Below are 22,108 nucleotides of genomic sequence, written 5' to 3' on the forward strand. Positions count from 1 at the left end.
TAATTAAAGTAAATAACAAAATGTCAGATAAAATTAAACCAAGTGAGGTGTCTGAAGTGCTTCAGCAGCAGCTCCAGGAGGTGAATGGCTCTCAGCAGTTTGACGAGGTAGGTACCGTGCTTACCGTCAGCGATGGCGTGGCTCGTATCTACGGTCTTCGCAATGCAGAGGCTAACGAGCTTCTTGAGTTCGAGAACGGCACTATGGCGATCGTCATGAACTTGGAGGAAGACAATGTAGGTTGTGTCCTCCTGGGTCCTACTGCTGGCATCAAGGAGGGACAGAGCGTGAAGCGTACTCACCGTATCGCTTCTATCCGCGTGAACGACAACTTCTTAGGTCGTGTTGTTAACCCTCTGGGTCAGGCTATCGACGGTCTGGGTGATATCGATCTCACAGGCGCTTTCGAGATGCCGCTGGATCGTAAGGCTCCTGGTGTGATCTATCGTCAGCCAGTGAAGGAGCCTCTGCAGACAGGTTTGAAGGCTGTGGATTCCATGATTCCTATCGGTCGTGGACAGCGTGAGTTGATCATCGGCGACCGTCAGACCGGAAAGACTGCCATCGCAGTGGATACCATCATCAACCAGAAGAGTTTCTATGAGGCAGGCAAGCCTGTATATTGTATCTATGTAGCCATCGGCCAGAAAGCATCTACCGTTGCTGCATTGGTACAGAACCTGAAGGAGCACGGCGCCCTGCCATATACCATCATCGTAAGTGCTACCGCTGCCGATCCTGCAGCCATGCAGTATTACGCACCATTCGCCGGTGCAGCCATCGGTGAGTACTTCCGCGACCGTGGTTACTCAGCCCTCGTAGTATACGATGACTTGAGTAAGCAGGCTGTGGCTTACCGTGAGGTATCACTGATCCTCCGCCGTCCATCAGGACGTGAGGCTTACCCTGGTGATGTGTTCTATCTCCACTCTCGTCTGTTGGAGCGTGCCGCTCGTATCAACGACCAGCAGGAGGTAGCCGAGCAGATGAACGATCTTCCTGAGTGCCTGAAGGGCAAGGTGAAGGGTGGTGGCTCTTTGACAGCCCTCCCAATCATCGAGACCCAGGCAGGTGACGTTTCTGCCTACATCCCAACCAACGTGATTTCCATCACCGACGGTCAGATCTTCCTGGAGACCGACCTCTTCAACCAGGGCTTCCGCCCAGCTATCAACGTAGGTATCTCCGTATCTCGTGTAGGTGGTTCTGCCCAGATCAAGAGTATGAAGAAGGTGGCTGGTACCCTGAAGATTGATATGGCTCAGTATCGTGAGCTGGAGGCATTCTCCAAGTTCTCAAGCGATATGGATGCCGTAACAGCGATGACACTGGACCGTGGTAGAAAGAACGACCAGTTGCTGGTTCAGCCTCAGTATCGCCCTATGCCAGTGGGCGAGCAGGTGGCTATTCTCTATTGTGGTGTGCACGGACTGATGCACGAAGTGCCAATGGATAAGGTACGCGAGTGCCAGGATCAGTTCCTCGACGCTATGCGCAGCCAGCACGCCGACGTAATTGAGACTTTGGCTGATGGTAAGCTCACCGACGATTGCATCGCGGTGATCAAGGATACCATGGCTAATGTAGCAGGACAATATAAAGCGTAATAGCCTATGCCGTCGTTAAAAGAGATTAAGACTCGCATCGCCAGCGTCAACAGTACCCGTAAGATTACGAGTGCGATGAAGATGGTGGCATCCAGCAAGTTGCATCATGCTCAGGTAGCTATCCAGAATATGCTGCCTTATGAGAATATGCTGGAGCATATCCTGAAGAGCTTCCTGGTGAGTACTCCGAATGTGGACCATGAGTTGCAGGTGGAGCACAAGGAAATCAAGCGTGTGGCTCTCATCGTATATAGCTCTAACAGCAGCTTGTGCGGTGGCTTCAATTCCAACGTCATCAAGATGATGATTCAGGCGGTGGACGAGTATAAGGCTCATGGCATTGACGACATCACGGTATATCCTATCGGCAGAAAGGTGGCTGAGAAGGCACAGAAGCTGGGTTTGAAGATTGGCGGTAACTTCATGGATATTGCCGATCATCCTAATTCTAGCGCTTGTGCCGACATCGCCCGCAAGCTTGCCAAGCAGTATGCGGCTGGCGAACTCGACAAGGTGGAGATGATCTATCACCACTTCAAGAGTGCCGGTTCGCAGATTCTGACCCAGAAGACTTTCCTGCCTATCGACCTCAGCACGGAGGCGATAGGAGAGGACAACGACCGTGACCTCACATCGAATGTGGCTACGGCGAAGGCTCAGGAGTATCTGCGCAAGAAGCAGGCTAGTGAGGATGAAAGACAGCGTGCAGAGGCGCATCCTCTGAACGATGACTTCATCGTGGAGCCTGATCTGGAGACTGTTTTGGGTGTTTTGATTCCTAAGCAGCTTCATCTGATGGTTTACACTGCTTTGTTGGATAGTCAGGCGAGTGAGCATGCTGCCCGTATGGTAGCCATGCAGACTGCTACGGATAATGCCGATGAACTCTTGCGTGAACTGAATCTTCAGTATAACAAGAGTCGTCAACAGGCCATTACGAATGAATTGCTCGATATTGTGGGAGGTAGCGTGAATAACTAAGCTTCCCCGTTTCATCATAAAAAAAGAGGGTGTGTCAAAAGTCCAAGACACACCCTCTTTTTTGTTGCTTCATAGTTTTTCTTCATCGGATTACGCTGAGTTAACGGAACATTCTTGCTTCACGGATTACGCACGGAATTTAAGCGGATTTGGCCTTACGGCCATTGGGCTAGCGCATTCGCATTCCAGCTTTAGGGGGTATCGCCACGACCGTCAGGTCGAGTTTCCGTTTAAAATCCGTGAGTAATCCGAGGAAGGCGGTTAAGGTTCCGTTTATTCCGCGTAATCCGATGAATAATGATACACCCTCTTTTTTATGTCTTATTTTTTATTTGCCTGTATATTTCTTGATGGCTTTGATAAAAGTGTCGCCATATTTCTTGATCTTGAATTCTCCGATACCGCTGATGAGACCGAATGCCTGGAGGGTGGTTGGCTTCATCTTGGTTAATTCGTGCAGACTCTTATCTGATAGCACGATATATGGAGGATAGCCCTGCTCATCGGCAAGATTCTTTCGGATCTTACGCAGATATTCAAAGAGTTTCTTGTCTTCTACATTGGATGTTTCATCCTCGAAAATCACACGCTCGGCATGAACCACAGGGATGCTGTTTCCTCTTGATGGTCTGTTGATCCTTTGCGGACGAGGAGAACGCTCTTCATTCTCAACAATCGCCAGCGAAACCTGATGTTCTCCCTTGAGAACCTTCCAGCCTAATGGCGTGACTTTCATCTGATTATGCATATTGTACGCCACTTCGAAGAAACCCATCTGCAGCATCTGGAGCATGTATGCCTGCCAGTCGCGGACGCTCACGTCCTTGCCCACACCAAAGGTTTTCAGTTCGTTGTAGTGGTTGCGAGCCACGGCAGGCGTCATCATCCCTCTCAATATCTCGATGCAGGTGCCCACGGCAATCTTTTCGCCCGCACGGACCACGGCACTTAGCGCCTTTTGGGTGAGCACGGTGCCATCGAAGGTATGGGGCGGATTCTTGCACACATCGCAATGACCGCAATCCTTCGCCGCCGTCTCTCCGAAATAATTCAGGAGGATTCTCCTTCGGCACACTCTCGATTCGGCGTATTCTTCCATTCTGCGCAGCTTTTCCAGATTCACCGCTTTCTGTCCGCTTTCTTCGCAGAATGAACGGAGGGTGATGATATCTGCCATCGAATAGAACAATACAGTATCGGCTGGTGCACCATCTCTTCCGGCTCGTCCTATCTCCTGATAGAAACTCTCTATGCTCTTCGGCATGTTATAATGAATCACCCATCGCACGTTGCCCTTGTCGATGCCCATTCCGAAGGCGATGGTAGCGCAGACCACCTCTATCTGGTCCATCTTGAAACGCTCCTGCACCGAGGCTCGCTGCTGGGCAGAGAGTCCGGCATGATAGGCTTCGGCATTGATGCCATGCGACTGTAGCGCCTCTGCCACCATCTCCGTGTTCTTGCGCGAGAGGCAGTAGATGATGCCTGCCTCTTCAGGGCGACGGGCGATGAAATGGTAGATGAACTTCAGCTTCTCCTTCTTGGTGCTTTCCTGACGCACGGAGAGACTGAGGTTGGGACGGTCGAAGCTGCTCACGAAGGTCTGTCCGTTCAGATGCAGCTGGTTGATGATGTCCTCGCGGGTAATCTTATCGGCTGTAGCCGTAAGCGCCATCACCGGAATGCCACGGAATTTCTCGTGAAGGAGTCCGAGCTGGGAATACTCCGGACGGAAATCGTGCCCCCACTGGCTGATGCAGTGGGCTTCATCCACGGCGAAGAGCGAGATTTTGATGTTGCTGAATAAGTAAGGTATCTCGCTGATGAGTTTTTCAGGAGAAACATAGAGCAGCTTGAGTTCGCCCGCCTCGCATCGTCGACGGATGATGACATCGTCGGTGACGTCATTACCGCTGTTCAGTGCCTCGGCAGGGATTCCGTTTGCCTTGAGTGCCTCCACCTGGTCGTGCATTAAGCTGATGAGGGGCGAGATGACCACGGCAGTGCCTTCCATCGCCAGCGCCGGAACCTGATAGCAGAGGCTCTTACCTCCGCCCGTAGGCATGAGCACGAGGCAGTCGTGGCCCTGCATCACTTCCTGGATGATGGCCTCCTGATTCGGTCGGAAGGAGTCGTAACCGAAGTACGATTTTAATATCTCGTTGATTTGCATATCTCTTAACTGTTTTTACATCTTTTTCGTTAGAAATTCCTGCAAAGTTACTAAAAAAACGGGATATTTATTACATTTCCTTCTATAAAATAAGAAAAGTAGGCAGAAAAGTTTGAAAATTGAAATAAAAGTCGTACTTTTGCGGTAGAATAAAGGTTTTAAACATGGCAAATTGTAATGTAAACACCCAAGAGCGCTTCGCCGACATCCAGATGCTTCGTTACGAACTGAAGGGATTTGACGAATTGTCGCTCAACCAGAAATTGTATATCTATTGCTTGTCAATGGCAACGCTGATGGGACGTGACATCACGTTCGATCAGCAGGGAAAGTACAACCTGCGCATCCGCAAGACCCTGGAGGCAATCTATCGCCACTATAAGGGAACAGGAGAGAAGGCAGAGACGCTGGCATCTGACATCTGCGAAAGCGGAGAGCCACAGAAGGCTGATATCAGCGAAAGCGATAATTTCAAGGCTTTCGAGGTTTATCTGAAGCGAGTATGGTTCGCCAGCGGCATCCATCACCATTATGGCTGCGAGAAATTCAAGCCGGGATTCTCTGAGGAATTCTTTTATGAACTGATGGAGAACATCGGCGAGGCGGAACTGCCGCTGAAGCGTGGAGAGAGCAAGGAAGACCTGCTCCGACTGCTGGTACCCGTGATCTTCGACCCCGAGGTGATGCCGAAGCGCGTGAACCAGACGGATGGCGAGGACCTGGTGCAGACTTCTGCCTGCAACTTCTATGAGGATGTGACCCAGGAGGAAGTGGAGCGGTTCTATGCCAAGATGAAGGACGCCGACGACGCTACTCCGCCATCTTATGGTCTCAATTCCAAGCTCACCAAGCGCAACGGCGAGATGGTGGAACTGGTTTGGAAAGAAGATGGTCTTTATGGTGAGGCCATCAGAGAAATCGTATCCTGGTTGCTCAAGGCACAGAAATATGCCGAGAATGAGGGACAGAAGCACGTTATCGACCTGCTCGTGAAGTTCTATCGCACAGGTAATCTCGTGGATTTCGACCGATATAGCATCGCCTGGGTGCAGCAGCACGAGGGCATGGTGGATTTCATCAACGGATTCATCGAGGTATATGGCGACCCGCTGGGACTGAAAGGTACCTGGGAGGGAATCGTGGAATACAAGGACCTGGAGGCCACACAGCGCACGCAGACCATCAGCAAGAATGCGCAGTGGTTTGAGGACCATTCGCCTGTGGATCCCCGTTTCCGCAAGCCGGAGGTGAAGGGCGTTACAGCCAATGTAATCTGTGCGGCGATGCTTGGCGGTGAGGAATATCCGGCTTCCGCCATCGGCATCAACCTGCCTAATGCCAACTGGATTCGCCAGGAGCACGGTTCGAAGAGTGTGACCATCGGCAACCTGACCGATGCCTACAACAAGGCAGCGCAGGGTAACGGATTCAGAGATGAATTTGTTATCGACGAGGAGACCGTGGCGCTGATGAACCAGTATGCTGATATCACCGACGACCTGCATACGGATTTGCACGAGTGCCTGGGTCATGGCAGCGGTCAGCTTCTGCCTGGCACCGATGCTGATGCCCTGAAGGCGTATGGCAACACGATAGAGGAGGCGAGAGCCGACCTTTTCGGATTATATTATGTAGCCGACCACAAGCTGGTGGAATTGGGATTGACTCCTAACGACGAGGCTTACAAGGCGCAGTATTACGGTTATCTGATGAACGGATTGCTCACCCAGACCATCCGCATCAAGGAAGGCGACAAGATTGAGGAGGCGCACATGAGAAACCGCGCCCTCATTGCCTGGTGGACACTGGAGCATGCCGAGGGAGCCGTGGAACTGGTGACGGAAGAGGTGAGCTATGCTTCTGCCGAGGATGCCCTGAAGGATGCTGAGGGTAATATCGTAACCACCCGAACCTATGTGAAGGTGAATGATTACGGGAAGCTCCGCCATCTGTTTGGAGATTTGCTTGCTGAGATTCAGCGTATCAAGAGCGAGGGTGATTATGAGGCGGCCCGCCAGTTGGTGGAGAAATATGCCGTGAATATAGACCCAGCCTTGCATTGCGAGATTCTGGCGAGATACAAGAAGCTGAATCTGGCTCCATACAAGGGCTTTATCAATCCGAAGATGACGCTGGTGTTTGATGAGGAGGGCAATCCTATCGATGTGAATCTCGATTACGAGGAGAGCTATACCGACCAGATGCTCCGCTATTCTGAGGAGTACGGAACGCTATAGATAGTTAATAGTTAAGAGTTGATAGTTTATAGGGCAATCTTGCTATACGGCAATCTTGCAATACGGCAATCTTGCAATACGGCAATCTTGCAATACGGCAATTTTGCTATACGGCGAAGCCGCTATAAACTATTAACTATAAACTTTTAAAAAAACGATGACAGATAACAAGAACGAGGAATTTCCGATAGTAGATGAAATGGGCAATATCCTGGGTGCCATCACCCGAGGTCATGCCCATGATGGAAGCAAGATATTGCATCCTGTGGTTCATCTGCATGTATTCAACAGTAAGGGAGATTTATATCTCCAGCATCGTCCGGCATGGAAGGATATCCAGCCTGATAAGTGGGATACTGCCTGTGGCGGACATGTGGATTTGGGAGAGAGCGTGAACCAGGCGCTTCATCGTGAAGTGAGGGAAGAACTGGGTATCACGGATTTCGAACCGGAGTCTTTAGGACACTATGTGTTTGAGAGTCAGAGAGAAAAGGAACTGGTATATGTGCATCGCTGTGTGTATGATGGCGGGGTGAAGCCGAGTCAGGAAGAGTTGGCTGGCGGCAGATTCTGGAGTAAGGAAGAAATCAAGGAAAATATCGGAAAAGGTGTTTTCACTCCGAATTTCGAAAACGAATACCAGAAGTTTTTCATGTTATAAGGTCACGCAGATTTCGCAGATAACGCAGATTTTTTGATTGACTCTTTTTATGTCCCACAGCTTCCACTTGTGTCCCACAGATTCCACAGATATACACAGATTTTTGACCTAAAATCTGCGTCATCTGCGAAATCTGCGTGACTATACATCATGCAGTTCCGGTTACTCGACCGAACAGGTCGCTTTCCGTTTAATCCGTGCGTAATCCGAAAAGCAAGAATGTTTCCGATAACTCCGCGTGAGATCCGATGAATAAAAACTCCGCAGATAAAATTATATCTCGAAGATACCTTTGAGTGCCCCTCTGGCGATATTCTCGAAATCTTCTCCGAAATCGCAGAAACGCATCACGGCATTGGCGGCTGCATGCTTCACACCCATGTTATCACCCTGGAAGGCAACGGCAGCCTGATCCAGGAACTCATTGATACCACGATCGTTAGGTTCTTTGCCATTCGCAAAGAGACGGGCTAGAAGCTGGAAACCAGCTATTTCGTAAAGCGGTTTGTCGCTGGCTATCCATTGATAGGCAATGACAGGCGCATACTCTACATGCTGCAACAGGTTGAAGGCAAGCATCTCTGCCATCTCCTGGCTCTGCACCTGCTCCATCCAGATATCCGTTATCTCGGCAAGCATCTTATCGGCAGGCATGATGAGGGTGGCAAGAATCTTGCACTCTCGGATGTCTTCCTTCCAGAGTTCGATGGCGAGATCATAGTCCTTGCCGTATTCCTGCGCCATCTTCTTCAATTCATAGAAGGGCACACCCCAATTCAGCTTATATCCCAAGCCCTTGTCGCGCATGGATTGCGAACCCGGACCGTTCATCAACAAGCGAAAGCTTCGCTTGATGGTCATCAGTTTCTGATGTGTTTCTTCGTTCATTATATTTAGAGTTTATAATTTATAGTTTATAGTTGATAGGGCATTCTTGCTATTATTTTACGTTGTCTTTCTATAGACACTATAGACATCTTTTGTCTATACGGCGTAGCCGCTATTAACTATAAACTATTAACTAGATTAAAGCTTTAATACCTTGCAGAACATTCCTTCGAACTGCTCTTCGATATTCGCTGGCTTATGCTTGAAGATGCCGAAGATGGCACTCCCGCTTCCGCTCATGGCAGCATATACGGCACCCAGATTATAGAGCTTCTGCTTGATTTCGGCAAGCTCGGGATGCATCGCAAAGATAGGAGCCTCGAAATCGTTGATGAGCTCCTCCTTCCACGTCTCGATAGGCTGGCGCACGATGTCGCGGCAGCATTTGGCTGGCTGTTTCGGGGTGATGGCAGCATAGGCATCCTTGGTGCTTACGGCAATGTCATCGCGCTTCACCACCACAATGTAATAGCCCTTCATGTTGTCGCCGGGACCGCTCACCGGCATCAGCTCGTTTCCTATACCCTCTGCATAGCAGGCAGTATCGCCATCCTCAGGGTCAGCACTGATGAAGTAGGCACAGTCGGCACCCAGTTTGGCCGCATATCGCTCCATCTCCGGGATTCCGATGTTGAGGCGGAAGCGTTCATCAAGCAGACGGATCATGTAGGCAGCATCAGCCGATCCGCCACCCATTCCTGCCTGCGAAGGGATGCGCTTCACCAGATGAGCATGGATGCGAGGAATCTTGAAGTCGGCAGCAATCATATTGTATGCCTTCACCACCAGGTTCTTCTGCTCATCGCAATCTACAGCGTTGCCCGTAATCTTCAGGTCACAAGGCACCTCGCTTGGAAATTCATCGCCCATCAGCTTGATTTCCAGGGCGTCGGTAAGCGGGATAGGGTAGAACACGGTCTCCAGGTTGTGGTAGCCGTCAGCCCGTTTGCTTACTATGTTTAAGCCAAGATTTATTTTGGCGCATGGAAATGTAATCATAATCAATATTGTTTAAGAGTCGATAATACTAATATCATTATAATATTGATGCAAAGATATAAAAAATATCCCAATTCCAGCCCATTTCCTACAGATTATTTTCCTGGCAGCATTAAAAATATTAAAATCATCCCTATTTTGCAATATCTTTTGTATCTTTGCAAAATGTATCCTCGTTTCAGAAAGAGTGATTCCGCTTAAGGGGAAATATATTTTGAGTTAAGGCTAATAATATTTAGCCTTAAGACTAAAAATATTTATCCTTAAGGCTAAATAAATGATTAGATAAAAATAAAAAATAAAATAGCTATGAAGAAAGGTGATAAAGTAAGATTCCTGAGTGAAGTGGGCGGCGGAAAGGTGGCCGGCTTCCAGGGCAAGAATATCGTGTTGGTGGAGGATGAAGACGGATTCGAGATTCCGATGCCTATCAACGAGGTGGTAGTGGTGGAGCAGGACGACTATGCCATGGGCAAGATGATTTCTGCCAAGATGGATGCCAAGCAGAGAGCGGAGGAGCATGCCAACACCGAACTGCATCAGGACAGCCGAAGCATCAAGGCTATCCTGAACGAGCACGAGAACGACGTGGATATGAACGTAGAGGAGTATGATGCTGCCGACCGCGAGATTACCTTCGTGAAGCAGATTCAGGAGCGTACGGGCGGCAACAAACTCAGCGCTTATCTCGCCTTCGTGCCTATCGACATTAAGGATGTGACCAATACCCGCTTCGAATCGTATATGGTTAACGACAGCAACTACTATCTGCGCTACACCTATCTCGTAGCCGAGGGCAATGCATGGACCCTGAAGGCTGAAGGCGAAATCGAGCCGAACACCAAGCTCTTTATCGAGGAATTCGGTCGTGAAGCCCTGAACGAGATGGAGCACATCGCCATCCAGCTGATTGCCTATAAGAAGGACAAGCCTTTCCTTCTGAAGCCAGCCACGGACGTTCAGTTCCGTCTGGACCCAGTGAAGTTCTACAAGCTTCATCTCTTCGAGGAGAATGACTTCTTCGAGACGCCAGCCTATCTCTTCACCATCGTAGAGAACGACGAGGTGGCCCGTCCGCTGGTCATTGATTCCAAGCGATTGAAAGAGCAGATGTACAAGGACGAGAAGGTGATAGCCAACACCAGCAAGAAGAAGAGCAAGAAGGATGACGGTACCCTCGTTATCGACCTTCATGCAGATGAAGTGCTTGAAACAACTGCTGGAATGAACTCTGCCGATATTCTTCATTATCAGATGGATATCTTCAAGAAGACGATGGCTGAGAACAAGAAGAACAAGGGACAGAAGATTATCTTCATCCATGGTAAGGGCGAGGGCGTATTGCGCCAGGCACTCATCCACGAGCTGAACTATCGCTATAAGAGCTGCACCTATCAGGATGCTTCCTTCCAGGAGTATGGATATGGTGCCACACAGGTTACTATCCGATAAAAGTAATCATAAAGTTCAAAGTTCAAATCTCAAAGTTCAAAGTAACATGAAGTACGGATTTATTAAGGTGGCAAGTGCCATCCCTGCCGTCAAGGTGGGCGATGTCATCTTCAACACCCAACAGATAGAAATCCAGATAGTCCAGGCGGAAGGCAAGGGCGTAGAGATCATCACTTTCCCGGAATTATCCATCACGGGATATTCCTGTCAGGACCTCTTCCGACAGCAGATGCTTCTGGAATCATCCGAGCAGGCAGTGATGATGCTGCTCGATTTCACCCGAAAGCTCGACATCATCTCTATTGTCGGTGCTCCGGTAGTGGTAGGCGACCTGCTGCTGAATTGCGGTATCGTGATTCAGCACGGTCAGATCTTGGGCATCGTGCCAAAGACTTATCTGCCTAACTACAGCGAGTTCTACGAGAAGCGCTGGTTTGCCTCTGCGCAGGACTTGCGCGATTGCGAGGTTCGCTACGCCGGACATAAAGTGAAACTGACACCCGATGTGCAGATATTCCACACCTTCGACGGCGTGCAGTTTGGCGTGGAGATATGCGAAGATGTATGGGCTCCGGCTCCTCCTAGCAACAAGTTGGCGCTGGCTGGTGCCGACCTCATCTTCAATCTCTCTGCGAGCGATGAACTCATCGGAAAGCACAATTATCTGAAGAGTCTGCTGAGTCAGCAGAGTGCCCGCACCATGACGGGTTACATCTACAGCTCCTGCGGTTTCGGCGAGAGCACGCAGGATGTGGTTTATGGCGGAAATGCTTTGGTTTACGAGAATGGAGCTTTACTTTCACAGAGTGAACGCTTTTCTCTTGACCCTCAGATGGTTATTGCGCAGGTAGATGTAGAGAAACTCCGTTCGGAGCGTCGCACCAATTCCACCTACGTCAATGCCCAGCGCAACATCAAATATTCGGTTCTGGGCGGACAGTTCAATATCCGAAACATCGATGCTGAGCCTACTGAGAACGAGCGTGAATTCGTATTGGAGCGCGAGGTGAATCCGCATCCTTTCATTCCTACAAGCAGCGATATGAATGCCTCCTGCGAGGAGATTTTCAATATCCAGTTGATGGGTCTTGCCAAGCGCATCGTCCACACCCATGCCAAGACGGTGGTAGTGGGCATCAGTGGCGGATTGGATTCTACCCTTGCCCTGCTCGTCTGCGTGAAGGCATTCGATAAGCTGAAGATGGACCGCCGAGGCATCGTGGGTGTTACCATGCCTGGTTTCGGAACCACCGATAGAACATATAATAATGCCATCTCGCTGATGAAGAGTCTGGGCATTACCATCAGGGAAATCAGCATCGCCAAGGCTGTGACCCAGCATTTCGAGGATATCGGTCATGATGCCAGTGTGCATGATGTTACCTACGAGAATTCTCAGGCACGCGAGCGTACCCAGATTCTGATGGACCTTGCCAACAAGATGGGCGGTATGGTGATAGGTACCGGCGACCTCTCTGAGCTGGCTCTGGGATGGGCCACCTATAATGGCGACCACATGAGCATGTATGGCGTGAATGCCAGCATCCCTAAGACTCTGATCCGTCATCTCGTGAACCATGTTGCCGAGAGTGGGGTGGATGAGCAGAGCCGCATCACCCTGCGCGACATCATCGACACACCTATCAGTCCGGAGCTGATTCCTGCCGATGAGAACGGAAACATCAAGCAGAAGACAGAAGACCTGGTGGGTCCATACGAGCTGCACGATTTCTTCCTCTATTACTTCCTGCGTTTCGGATTCCGTCCTTCCAAGATTTACATGTTGGCTAAGAAGGCGTTCATCGATACCCAGCTGGAGCGTGTGAAGATCAGCGACAACGATCCTGATTCCTACGATGAGGAGACTATCAAGAAATGGCTCAAGACATTTGTTCGCCGTTTCTTCAACCAGCAGTTCAAGCGCAGCTGTCTGCCTGATGGTCCGAAGGTGGGAAGCGTGAGCCTCAGTCCTCGTGGCGACTGGCGCATGCCTAGCGATGCCGCATCCACCATCTGGCTGCAGGAGGCGGAAAACCTGTAGTTTTCCAGCCAGCCTTAATAGAATATTGATTCCCGATTTGAGCATCCGATACTATTTTGGTGCTCAAATCGGGATTTTTAATAGAAAAATTATTAATTTATTACCCCTTTATTCGGGAAAAACATATTTTTTTTGTAACTTTGCGCCCAAAAGTAAAAACAATATAAAATTAAAATAGATAATATGGCTAAGAAATTTGCCGAGCACAACGGTCTGAATCTCACTCAGACAAACAATGACGTACTAGCAGCGTGGGAGAAAAATGATATCTTCCACAAGTCTATCGACGAGCGTGAAGGCTGCCCTCAGTTTATCTTCTTCGAGGGACCTCCATCAGCTAATGGCCACCCGGGTATTCACCACGTGTTGGCACGTAGTATCAAGGATACATTCAACAGATACAAGACCATGAAGGGCTTCCAGGTTCACCGCAAGGCGGGATGGGATACCCACGGACTCCCTGTTGAACTCGGTGTCGAGAAGGAACTCGGCATCACCAAGAAGGATATCGACAACAAGGCTTCTGAGAAGTATATCTCTACCGAGGATTACAACCACAAGTGCCGCGAGAACGTGATGAAGTTCACCGCTGAGTGGCGCGAGTTGACCGAGAAGATGGGTTACTTCGTAGATCTCGACCATCCTTATATCACTTACGATAACAAGTATATCGAGACGCTTTGGTGGCTCCTCAAGCAGCTCTACAACAAGGGTCTGCTCTACAAGGGTTATACCATCCAGCCATACTCTCCAGGCGCAGGTACAGGTTTGAGTTCTCACGAGTTGAACCAGCCTGGATGCTACCGCGATGTAAAGGACCTCACCACCACAGCCCAGTTCCTCATCAAGGATCCTAAGGCAGAGTGGACCAAGTGGGGCAAGCCATACTTCATCGCATGGACCACTACACCTTGGACTCTGCCATCAAACGTGGCTCTCTGTGTGGGTCCTAAGATTGACTATGTAGCTATCGAGACCTACAACCTCTACAATGGCGAGCCTATGACTCTCGTGATGGCTGAGGCTTTGGTAGGTTCATATCTGAAGGCTGACCAGGAGTGCAAGGAAGGCGATCTCCTGCCATTCGACAAGGAGAAGAAGCAGTGCCCATGGCGCATTATCGACCACATGAAGGGTACAGAACTCGAAGGCATGCACTACGAGCAGCTCCTGCCATGGGTAAAGCCATGCGAGAAGGTAGATGCCTTTGCTCCAGCTTTCGTAACAGAATATGCTGCTGCTCATCCTGAGAAGGTATTCGCTTCTGAGGATGGTCGCGATAAGTTCGTAGAGATGGATAGCGAGGCTTTCCGCGTAATCCTCGGCGACTACGTTACTACCGATGACGGTACAGGTATCGTTCACATCGCACCTACATTCGGTGCCGATGATGCCAAGGTGGCTAAGGATGCCAACATCCCAGCCCTCTACCTTATTAATAAGAAGGGTGAGACCCGCCCAATGGTTGACCTGCAGGGTAAGTTCTATCTCATCGAAGACCTCGATGCCAACTTCGTGAACGCTTGCGTTAACAAGGAGGCATACGCTCATCACGCAGGCGACTACGTGAAGAATGCCTACGACCCACAGTTTAACGTGGATGGTGTCTGGGACAAGAAGGCTTCTGATAAGGCTGAAGACCTGAACATCGTGCTCTGCTACGAGTTGAAGCAGGAGGGCAAGGCTTTCAAGAGCGAGAAGCACGTACACAACTATCCTCACTGCTGGCGTACCGACAAGCCTATCCTCTACTACCCATTGGATAGCTGGTTTATCAAGGATACCGCCCGCAAGGAGCGCATGGTAGAATTGAACAAGACCATCAACTGGCAGCCTGAGAGCACCGGTACAGGCCGTTTCGGCAACTGGCTCGAGAATCTGAACGATTGGAACCTTTCACGTTCACGCTTCTGGGGTACTCCATTGCCTATCTGGCGTGATGAGAACCGTGGCGAGAAGTGCATCGGCAGCTTGGAGGAACTCTATGCTGAAATCGAGAAGTCTGTGGCTGCAGGCATCATGCAGAGCAACCCACTGAAGGAGAACGGTTTCGTTCCTGGCGACTACAGTCAGGAGAACTATGATAAGATTGACCTCCACCGTCCATACGTTGACAAGATTGTATTGGTTAACGAGGAGGGCAAGCCAATGTATCGTGAGAGCGACCTGATTGACGTATGGTTCGATTCAGGTTCAATGCCTTACGCCCAGCTCCACTATCCATTCGAGGGCGAGATGGCTCGTGGCACAGAGGCCGACCGCGATGCACTCATCCACAGCACCTACGAGGGATATGCTATTCCTCCTAAGTTCTATCCAGCCGACTTCATCAACGAGGGCGTGGATCAGACCCGTGGATGGTTCTTCACCCTGCATGCCATCGCTACCATGGTATTCGACAGCGTAGCCTTCAAGAATGTAATCTCTTCTGGTCTCGTTCTCGATGCCAAGGGTAACAAGATGAGTAAGCACGTGGGTAACGTAACCAACCCATTCGAGATGATCGATAAGTATGGTGCCGACCCTGTTCGTTTCTATATGATGACCAACAGCGAGCCTTGGGACAACCTCAAGTTCGACCCTAACGGTGTGGATGAGACCCGTCGCAAGTTCTTCGGTACCTTATATAATACCTACAGCTTCTTCGCCCTCTATGCTAATGTAGATGGTTTCGATGCTGAGGCTGCTCAGGTGCCATTCGAGAAGCGCCCAGAGATTGACCGCTGGATTCTCTCTTCACTCAATACCCTCATCAAGGGCGTTGACAGAGAGTTGGCTGGCTACGATCCAACCCGCGCAGGCCGTCTCATCGACGCTTTCGTGAACGATGACCTCTCTAACTGGTACGTTCGTTTGAACCGTAAACGTTTCTGGGGTAAGGAGATGAGCGAGGATAAGCTCAGTGCTTACCAGACTCTCTATACCTGCCTGATGACAGTGGCTAAGCTCTTGGCACCATTCGCTCCATTCTATGCAGACGAGTTGTATCACGACTTGGGCGGTGAGTTGGAGAGCGTACATCTCGACAAGTTCCCTGTAGCTGATGAGGCTGCTATCGATGCCGACCTGGAGGAGCGTATGGCCATCGCCCAGAAGATTACTTCTATGGTATTGGCATTGCGCCGCAAGGTGAACATCAAGGTGCGTCAGCCACTGCAGCAGATCATGATTCCAGCCGTAGATGATGTACAGAAGGCACACATCGAGGCAGTTGCCGGACTGTTGAAGAATGAGGTGAACGTGAAGGAGGTTAACTTCATTGAGGGTCAGGGCATTCTCGTAAAGAAGGTGAAGTGTAACTTCAGAGTGATGGGTAAGAAGTTCGGCAAGCTGATGAAGGGTGTTGCAGCCCAGATGTCAGCACTCGATCAGGACCAGATTGCAGCCTTCGAGAAGGCAGGCAACATCACATTGAATATTGACGGACAGGAAGCCGTGGTAGAGGTAGCCGACGTGGAGATTATCTCAGAGGATATCCCAGGATGGCTCGTATCTAACGAGGGCAATCTGACCGTAGCGCTTGAGGTAGAGTTGACTCCTGAATTGAAGAAGGAGGGTATGGCTCGTGAGCTGATCAACCGTATCCAGAACCTCCGCAAGGAGACTGGCTTGGAGATTACCGACCGCATCAAGGTGACTGTGGCTTCCAACGAGGAGACCAATGCAGCTATCGAGGCATTCGGCGACTACATCAAGGGTCAGGTATTGGCAGACAGCATCGAAATCGGCGACAACGCAGGTGTTGAGACCGAGTTTGATGACTTTAAGTTGAACATTCTCGTAGAGAAGAATTAAATAAATAGGAGTTAGAAGTTAGGAGTCAGGAGTTATCCGAAACTACTTGCTTCTAACTTCTATTCCTTAACCTTTTAAAAAATTAATAACTTTATAACGTTTAAAGAAACATCTATGGCTAACGAAAAGGCACGTTATAGCGACAAGGATCTCGAGGAGTTCCGCGCTATTATTGAAGAGAAATTGAAAGTGGCAAAGCAGACTTACCGCGAGTGTATGGCTCAGCTGAACCATTCAGACAGTAATGATGTGGTAGATACATCACCAACCTACAAGGCCCTGGAGGAGGGAAGCGAGGCGCAGAGCAAGGAGGAGATTATCCAGATGGCACAGCGCCAGCAGAAGTTTATCAAGGGATTGGAGGCAGCGTTGGTTCGCATCCAGAACAAGACTTACGGCATCGACCGCGAGACTGGCGAGCTGATTCCTAAGGAGCGCTTGCGTGCTGTACCTCATGCCACATTGAGTGTAGCTTCCAAGGAGGCTAGAAAGAAATAATAAATGGAGAAAAAAAGTAAATTACATATCGGCTGGCTCGTCACGGCAATGGTGGTTGTGCTGCTTATCATCGACCAATGGATTAAGCTGTACATCAAGACCCACTTTTGCCTTGGCGAGTCTGTTCGTGTTACAGACTGGTTCTTTATCGATTTCATTGAGAACAACGGTATGGCGTGGGGCATGTCGTTCATCGGCAAGTTCTGGCTGAGCCTCGTGCGCTCGGTAGCCATCATCTTCCTGGTATGGTATCTTCACCGCATCATCAAGCAGGGCAAGCATCGCCTGGTCTATATCTTCCTGGTGGCACTGGTGCTCGCCGGCGCCATCGGCAACATGATAGATTCCATGTTCTATGGCTTGATGTTCACGGCTTCCTCGCCTTATTATGTGGCTTACCAGGTGCCGTTTGGTGAAGGTTATGCGCCTTTCTTCATGGGCAAGGTGGTGGATATGTTCCGCTTCCCGTTCTTCACCTATACATGGCCGGAGTGGTTCCCAATATGGGGTGGACAGCAGGGCACGTTCTTCGACCCTGTGTTCAATTTTGCAGATTCATGTGTCAGCGTGGGTATCATCGCCATGCTCATCTTCTGCCGTAAGGAATTGGAAGAGCTGGGAGAGGGAAAGAAGAAATCTTCTGATAAGTCATCTTCTTCTGAGAAAAATTCATCAGAGAAACCTTCATCAGGGAAATCTTCTGAAGAATCTGCCCGAAAATCATAAGATAGGAGGAATATGGGATGAAGAAGATTTGTGCGTTTTTCTCGATATTGATATGCCTGCTTCTGGGCGTGGTTTCCTGTAAGCCATCCCTGCCTGGAGATGTGTTGTCGAAGGGCAAGATGGCGGATATCCTCTACGATTATCACGTGGCGCTCTCGATGGCGCATACGGCTGATGGAGGGGATACCGGACAGAGCATCACGTATCGCGAGGCGGTGCTCAGAAAGCACGACGTTACCTCGGCTGAATTCGACAGTTCGATGGTGTATTACATGCGCCACACCGAACTGCTGGAGGATGTATATAAGGAATTGGGCGACCGCCTGAACAACGAGATTGTAGCCCTGGGTGGTAATGCAGACGCCAGCCAGTTTGATAATCTTTCTGCCACGGGCGATACTGCCAACGTGTGGAATCTGGCACCAGCCATGGTTCTTTCAGCCACAACGCCGTTTAATGCGGTAAGTTTCGATATTCCGGTGGATACCGCCTTTCATAAGGGCGACCGCCTGATGCTCGATTTCGATACGCAGTTCATCTTCCAGGATGGCATGCGTGGTGGTGTGGCTTTGCTCGCCGTGCAGTTTAAGAACGATAGCATCGCCCAGCAGGTTACCCAGATTTCCAATTCTCAGCATTGCTCTATCCAGGTGGCTGATAATGACAATCTTGGCATCAAGAGTGTGAAGGGATACTTTATGCTGTCTGATGGTTCTTTTGCTTCGGACATGCCGTCTTCTTCCACGCTCAAACTGATGTTCGTAGAGCATATCAAGCTGGTTCGCATGCATCAGCCAAAGTCTGTCCAGACTCCGGCTTCTTCTGCCGGAACATCTTCTACTGACAGTTTGAAGAAGGATAGTGCCCAGCGCATGGGAGCAGCATCCTCTGCTCCTTCATCATCCGCTGCCACTCCTTCATCATCCTCTCAGACTCAGATGATGCATCCAGAACCGCTTCCGGGCAAACCGGGAACGCTTCCTCCAGGAAGACCTATAAGGATGCTTCCTCCTAAGCAGCTGAAGGGTGAACCGCTGAAGGCAACCAATCTGCGATAGAAAAGTGATGGAAGATTTAAGAAGATGCGGAGCCCATCAGGTGATATTGCCCGATGGCTCGATACTGCAGCAGGCTGTGGTAGAAATACAGGAGGGCAGGGTGGTGAACTACTTTGAGTTTCGTGAGGAGTTGCCGATGACCGAATGGTTAGGTGGCGAAATCCGGGTGGAACGAGACGAGGATGGCATCCTCCGAGCCCTGTGGAACGGGAAGAAAATTGATAGTTAATAGTTTACAGTTAATAGTTGATAGTTCTTTCCTGCATAAAGTAATCAATAAACATTAAACAATAAAACATTAATAATATGTTAAGCGTAGATCAATTAGAAGACAAGTTGATAGACTTGGCATTTGCTGAGGATATCGGTGATGGCGACCACACAACCTTGTGTTGCATTCCTGAGGACGCCATGGGTAAGAGCCATTTGCTCATCAAGGAAGATGGCGTATTGGCTGGTGTAGAAATGGCTAAGAAGGTGTTCGCCCGCTTCGACCCTACCATGAAGGTGGAGGTTCTGTTGCAGGATGGTACCCACGTGAAGAAGGGCGACATCGCCATGATCGTAGAGGGTAAGACCCGTTCTCTGCTTCAAACAGAGCGCCTCATGCTCAACATCATGCAGCGCATGAGCGGTATCGCTACCATGACTGCCAAGTATGTGAAGCGCCTCGAAGGTACCAAGACTCACATCCTCGATACCCGCAAGACCACTCCAGGTCTCCGCATGTTGGAGAAGCAGGCTGTGAAGATTGGTGGCGGTATGAACCATCGTATCGGTCTCTTCGATATGATTCTCCTCAAGGACAACCACATCGATTTTGCTGGCGGCATCGATAATGCTATCGACCGTTGCCACGCTTATCTCAAGGAGAAGGGTTTAGATCTGAAGATTGAAATCGAGGTTCGCAGTTTCGACGAGCTCGACCAGGTGTTGAAGCACGGTGGTGTAAACCGCATCATGCTCGACAACTTCTCTGTGCCTGATACCAAGAAGGCTGTGGATATCATCGCCGGCAAGTATGAGACTGAGTCATCTGGCGGTATCACCTACGATACCATCCGCGACTATGCAGAGCAGGGTGTTGACTTCATCTCTGTAGGTGCCTTGACACACAGTGTGAAGGGCTTGGATATGAGCTTCAAGGCTTGCGAATAAGAGTGATTTAAGTGAAGAAGGTATATTTATGAATAAGATTTTTGCTTCAGCCTTGATGGCTGTGGCTATGATGGGCTGCGTCTCTGAGGTCGAGGCTTGCAGCAACTTCATCGTGGGCAAGAAGGCATCTGTGGATGGTTCCGTGATGTGTTCCTATAGCGCCGACGACTACGGTATGTTCCAGTACCTCTGCCATTATCCTGCGGCTAAGCATGCCAAAGGCGAGATGCGCAAGATTTACGACTGGGATAGCAACAAGTATCATGGTGAGATTCCTGAGGCTGCCGAGACTTATAACGTTATCGGCAACATCAACGAATGGCAGGTTACCATCGGCGAGACTACCTATGGCGGTCGTGAGGAGATGGTGGATTCCACCGGTATCATGGACTACGGTTCGCTCATCTACGTGGCTTTGCAGCGCAGTAAGACGGCACGCGAGGCTATCAAGGTGATGACCACCCTTGCCAATACCTATGGTTATAATTCAGAAGGCGAAACCTTCACCATCTGTGATCCTAACGAGGCTTGGATCATGGAGATGATGGGTAAGGGTGCCGGTTCCAAGGGTGCTGTCTGGGTAGCTCTCCGTATTCCGGATGATGCCATCTGTGCACATGCCAACCAGAGCCGCATCGGCAAGTTCAACATGAAGGACAAGAAGAACGTGATGTATGCCAAGGATGTGGTTTCCTTTGCCCGCAGCAAGGGCTGGTTCAAGGGCAAGGATGCTGATTTCTCTTGGAAGATGGCGTATGCGAAGCCTGATTTCTCAGGTCGCCGTTTCTGCGATGCCCGTGCCTGGGCGATGCTGAACCATTTCTATGACATGAGTCCTTACCTGGATTGGGCACTCGGCAAGAATCCTGATGCGCAGGATATGCCTCTCTGTGTGGTTCCTAACAAGAAGGTGAGCGTGAAGGATGTTGAGAATGTGATGCGCGACCATTACGAGGGTACTCCTCTTTCTGTAGCCGACGGTTCTGATATCGGTGGCGGTATCTGGGAGATGCCTTATCGTCCTACACCATTGATGTATAAGGTGGATGGCAAGCAGTATTTCAACGAGCGTCCTGTAAGCACCCAGCAGAGTGGTTTCGTATTCGTGAGCCAGATGCGTTCATGGTTGCCAAGAGAGATTGGTGGCGTGTTCTGGTTTGCCAACGACGATGCCAACATGGCTGCGTTCACACCGGTTTACTGCTCAATGACTCAGCGTCCTGAGTGTTATAATACTCCTGGTGTTGATGCGGTGCATTTCAGCAAGAAGAATGCTTACTGGGTTTGCAACATGACCAGCAACATGGTTTATCCTCGTTACAGCCTGATGTTCCCAACTTTGAAGGAGGTTCGTGATAGCTTGGACAACAGCTATTTTGCTGCTCAGGCTAGTGTTGAGAAGAAGGCTCAGGAGCTTTATGCTCAGAACCCACAGGCAGCTGTGAAGTATCTCAACGACTACAGTGTTGAGAAGGCTCAGCAGATGTTGGCTCGCTGGAACCAGCTTTTCGAGTTCATGGTGGTGAAGTATAATGATATGATTATCAAGCCAACCGATAAAAATGGTAATTTCGAGAAGACCCCTTATGGTTTGGGTGCTCGTCCAGCCCGTCCTGGTTATCCGGAGAAGTATGCCAAGCAGCTTGTGAAGCAGAGTGGCGACAAGTTCCTGGTACCAGAGGAGAAGAAATAATAAATAAAAAGAGGGTGTGTCATGATTCATCGGATTACGCGGAATAAACGGAACCTTAACCGCCTTCCTCGGATTACTCACGGATTTTAAACGGAAACTCGACCTGGCGGTCGTGGCGATACCCCCTAAAGCTGGAATGCG

Annotated in this window: 16 protein-coding genes; 13 read left to right on the top strand and 3 right to left on the bottom strand. The window is 49.9% G+C overall.

Annotated features, from left to right (window positions below):
* Positions 1 to 20: 20 nt before the first annotated feature.
* Together atpA and V8Z93_RS08235 are read left to right on the top strand one after the other, a co-directional pair.
* Complete coding sequence (gene atpA / locus V8Z93_RS08230) at positions 21 to 1,607, top strand: F0F1 ATP synthase subunit alpha (RefSeq protein ID WP_203038673.1); 1,587 nt, start codon at positions 21 to 23, stop codon at positions 1,605 to 1,607.
* Positions 1,608 to 1,613: 6 nt separating this feature from the next.
* Complete coding sequence (locus tag V8Z93_RS08235; protein WP_203051540.1) at positions 1,614 to 2,588, top strand: F0F1 ATP synthase subunit gamma; 975 nt, start codon at positions 1,614 to 1,616, stop codon at positions 2,586 to 2,588.
* A gap of 328 nt (positions 2,589 to 2,916) precedes the next feature.
* On the opposite strand, the gene recQ is transcribed toward V8Z93_RS08235, so the two are convergent.
* Positions 2,917 to 4,761 carry a DNA helicase RecQ gene (gene recQ / locus V8Z93_RS08240; RefSeq protein ID WP_439431233.1) on the bottom strand — a complete coding sequence of 615 codons (1,845 nt, stop codon included), beginning with the start codon at positions 4,759 to 4,761 and terminating at the stop codon, positions 2,917 to 2,919.
* A gap of 164 nt (positions 4,762 to 4,925) precedes the next feature.
* Here recQ and V8Z93_RS08245 point away from each other — a divergent pair, with 164 nt between their 5' ends.
* Both V8Z93_RS08245 and V8Z93_RS08250 read left to right on the top strand, forming a co-directional pair.
* On the top strand, positions 4,926 to 6,998 hold the full coding sequence (locus V8Z93_RS08245) for a dipeptidyl-peptidase 3 family protein (protein WP_439431234.1): 2,073 nt from the start codon (positions 4,926 to 4,928) through the stop codon (positions 6,996 to 6,998).
* 157 nt (positions 6,999 to 7,155) lie between these two features.
* Positions 7,156 to 7,659, top strand: a complete 504-nt coding sequence (locus tag V8Z93_RS08250; RefSeq protein ID WP_439431235.1) for an NUDIX hydrolase — start codon at positions 7,156 to 7,158, stop codon at positions 7,657 to 7,659.
* A gap of 273 nt (positions 7,660 to 7,932) precedes the next feature.
* On the opposite strand, the gene V8Z93_RS08255 is transcribed toward V8Z93_RS08250, so the two are convergent.
* Together V8Z93_RS08255 and ispE are read right to left on the bottom strand one after the other, a co-directional pair.
* Entirely contained in the window at positions 7,933 to 8,547 is a 615-nt protein-coding gene (locus tag V8Z93_RS08255) for a DNA alkylation repair protein (RefSeq protein ID WP_439431236.1), read from the bottom strand.
* A 138-nt stretch (positions 8,548 to 8,685) separates the two neighbouring features.
* Positions 8,686 to 9,546 (bottom strand): 4-(cytidine 5'-diphospho)-2-C-methyl-D-erythritol kinase, encoded by an 861-nt coding sequence (gene ispE / locus V8Z93_RS08260; RefSeq protein WP_439431237.1) that lies wholly within the window; start codon positions 9,544 to 9,546, stop codon positions 8,686 to 8,688.
* Between the two features lie 309 nt (positions 9,547 to 9,855).
* Here ispE and V8Z93_RS08265 point away from each other — a divergent pair, with 309 nt between their 5' ends.
* From V8Z93_RS08265 to V8Z93_RS08305, 9 genes are all read left to right on the top strand, one after another.
* Complete coding sequence (locus V8Z93_RS08265) at positions 9,856 to 10,998, top strand: DUF2027 domain-containing protein (RefSeq protein ID WP_203051545.1); 1,143 nt, start codon at positions 9,856 to 9,858, stop codon at positions 10,996 to 10,998.
* Between the two features lie 46 nt (positions 10,999 to 11,044).
* Positions 11,045 to 13,039, top strand: coding sequence for an NAD(+) synthase (locus V8Z93_RS08270; protein ID WP_439431238.1), 1,995 nt, complete (start codon positions 11,045 to 11,047; stop codon positions 13,037 to 13,039).
* Between the two features lie 183 nt (positions 13,040 to 13,222).
* Positions 13,223 to 16,834, top strand: coding sequence for an isoleucine--tRNA ligase (gene ileS / locus V8Z93_RS08275; RefSeq protein ID WP_439431239.1), 3,612 nt, complete (start codon positions 13,223 to 13,225; stop codon positions 16,832 to 16,834).
* 114 nt (positions 16,835 to 16,948) lie between these two features.
* On the top strand, positions 16,949 to 17,332 hold the full coding sequence (locus V8Z93_RS08280; protein ID WP_203038693.1) for a TraR/DksA family transcriptional regulator: 384 nt from the start codon (positions 16,949 to 16,951) through the stop codon (positions 17,330 to 17,332).
* A gap of 3 nt (positions 17,333 to 17,335) precedes the next feature.
* On the top strand, positions 17,336 to 18,058 hold the full coding sequence (locus tag V8Z93_RS08285; protein ID WP_439431240.1) for a lipoprotein signal peptidase: 723 nt from the start codon (positions 17,336 to 17,338) through the stop codon (positions 18,056 to 18,058).
* A 17-nt stretch (positions 18,059 to 18,075) separates the two neighbouring features.
* Entirely contained in the window at positions 18,076 to 19,116 is a 1,041-nt protein-coding gene (locus V8Z93_RS08290; RefSeq protein ID WP_439431241.1) for a DUF4296 domain-containing protein, read from the top strand.
* 7 nt (positions 19,117 to 19,123) lie between these two features.
* On the top strand, positions 19,124 to 19,345 hold the full coding sequence (locus V8Z93_RS08295) for a hypothetical protein (protein WP_439431242.1): 222 nt from the start codon (positions 19,124 to 19,126) through the stop codon (positions 19,343 to 19,345).
* Positions 19,346 to 19,422: 77 nt separating this feature from the next.
* Positions 19,423 to 20,274: a carboxylating nicotinate-nucleotide diphosphorylase gene (gene nadC, locus V8Z93_RS08300; RefSeq protein WP_006846832.1), complete on the top strand. Its 852-nt coding sequence runs from the start codon at positions 19,423 to 19,425 to the stop codon at positions 20,272 to 20,274.
* A 55-nt stretch (positions 20,275 to 20,329) separates the two neighbouring features.
* Positions 20,330 to 21,967: a dipeptidase gene (locus V8Z93_RS08305; RefSeq protein ID WP_439432840.1), complete on the top strand. Its 1,638-nt coding sequence runs from the start codon at positions 20,330 to 20,332 to the stop codon at positions 21,965 to 21,967.
* The last annotated feature ends 141 nt before the right edge of the window (positions 21,968 to 22,108 follow it).

Source organism: Segatella copri (assembly GCF_051861805.1).
Classification (GTDB): domain Bacteria; phylum Bacteroidota; class Bacteroidia; order Bacteroidales; family Bacteroidaceae; genus Prevotella; species Prevotella copri_M.

Bases quoted from the DNA above. Each gene is read 5' to 3' on its own strand.
- atpA (WP_203038673.1), top strand. From the start codon at position 21: ATGTCAGATAAAATTAAACCAAGTGAGGTGTCTGAAGTGCTTCAGCAG.
- V8Z93_RS08235 (WP_203051540.1), top strand. From the start codon at position 1,614: ATGCCGTCGTTAAAAGAGATTAAGACTCGCATCGCCAGCGTCAACAGT.
- recQ (WP_439431233.1), bottom strand. From the start codon at position 4,761: ATGCAAATCAACGAGATATTAAAATCGTACTTCGGTTACGACTCCTTC.
- V8Z93_RS08245 (WP_439431234.1), top strand. From the start codon at position 4,926: ATGGCAAATTGTAATGTAAACACCCAAGAGCGCTTCGCCGACATCCAG.
- V8Z93_RS08250 (WP_439431235.1), top strand. From the start codon at position 7,156: ATGACAGATAACAAGAACGAGGAATTTCCGATAGTAGATGAAATGGGC.
- V8Z93_RS08255 (WP_439431236.1), bottom strand. From the start codon at position 8,547: ATGAACGAAGAAACACATCAGAAACTGATGACCATCAAGCGAAGCTTT.
- ispE (WP_439431237.1), bottom strand. From the start codon at position 9,546: ATGATTACATTTCCATGCGCCAAAATAAATCTTGGCTTAAACATAGTA.
- V8Z93_RS08265 (WP_203051545.1), top strand. From the start codon at position 9,856: ATGAAGAAAGGTGATAAAGTAAGATTCCTGAGTGAAGTGGGCGGCGGA.
- V8Z93_RS08270 (WP_439431238.1), top strand. From the start codon at position 11,045: ATGAAGTACGGATTTATTAAGGTGGCAAGTGCCATCCCTGCCGTCAAG.
- ileS (WP_439431239.1), top strand. From the start codon at position 13,223: ATGGCTAAGAAATTTGCCGAGCACAACGGTCTGAATCTCACTCAGACA.
- V8Z93_RS08280 (WP_203038693.1), top strand. From the start codon at position 16,949: ATGGCTAACGAAAAGGCACGTTATAGCGACAAGGATCTCGAGGAGTTC.
- V8Z93_RS08285 (WP_439431240.1), top strand. From the start codon at position 17,336: ATGGAGAAAAAAAGTAAATTACATATCGGCTGGCTCGTCACGGCAATG.
- V8Z93_RS08290 (WP_439431241.1), top strand. From the start codon at position 18,076: ATGAAGAAGATTTGTGCGTTTTTCTCGATATTGATATGCCTGCTTCTG.
- V8Z93_RS08295 (WP_439431242.1), top strand. From the start codon at position 19,124: ATGGAAGATTTAAGAAGATGCGGAGCCCATCAGGTGATATTGCCCGAT.
- nadC (WP_006846832.1), top strand. From the start codon at position 19,423: ATGTTAAGCGTAGATCAATTAGAAGACAAGTTGATAGACTTGGCATTT.
- V8Z93_RS08305 (WP_439432840.1), top strand. From the start codon at position 20,330: ATGGCTGTGGCTATGATGGGCTGCGTCTCTGAGGTCGAGGCTTGCAGC.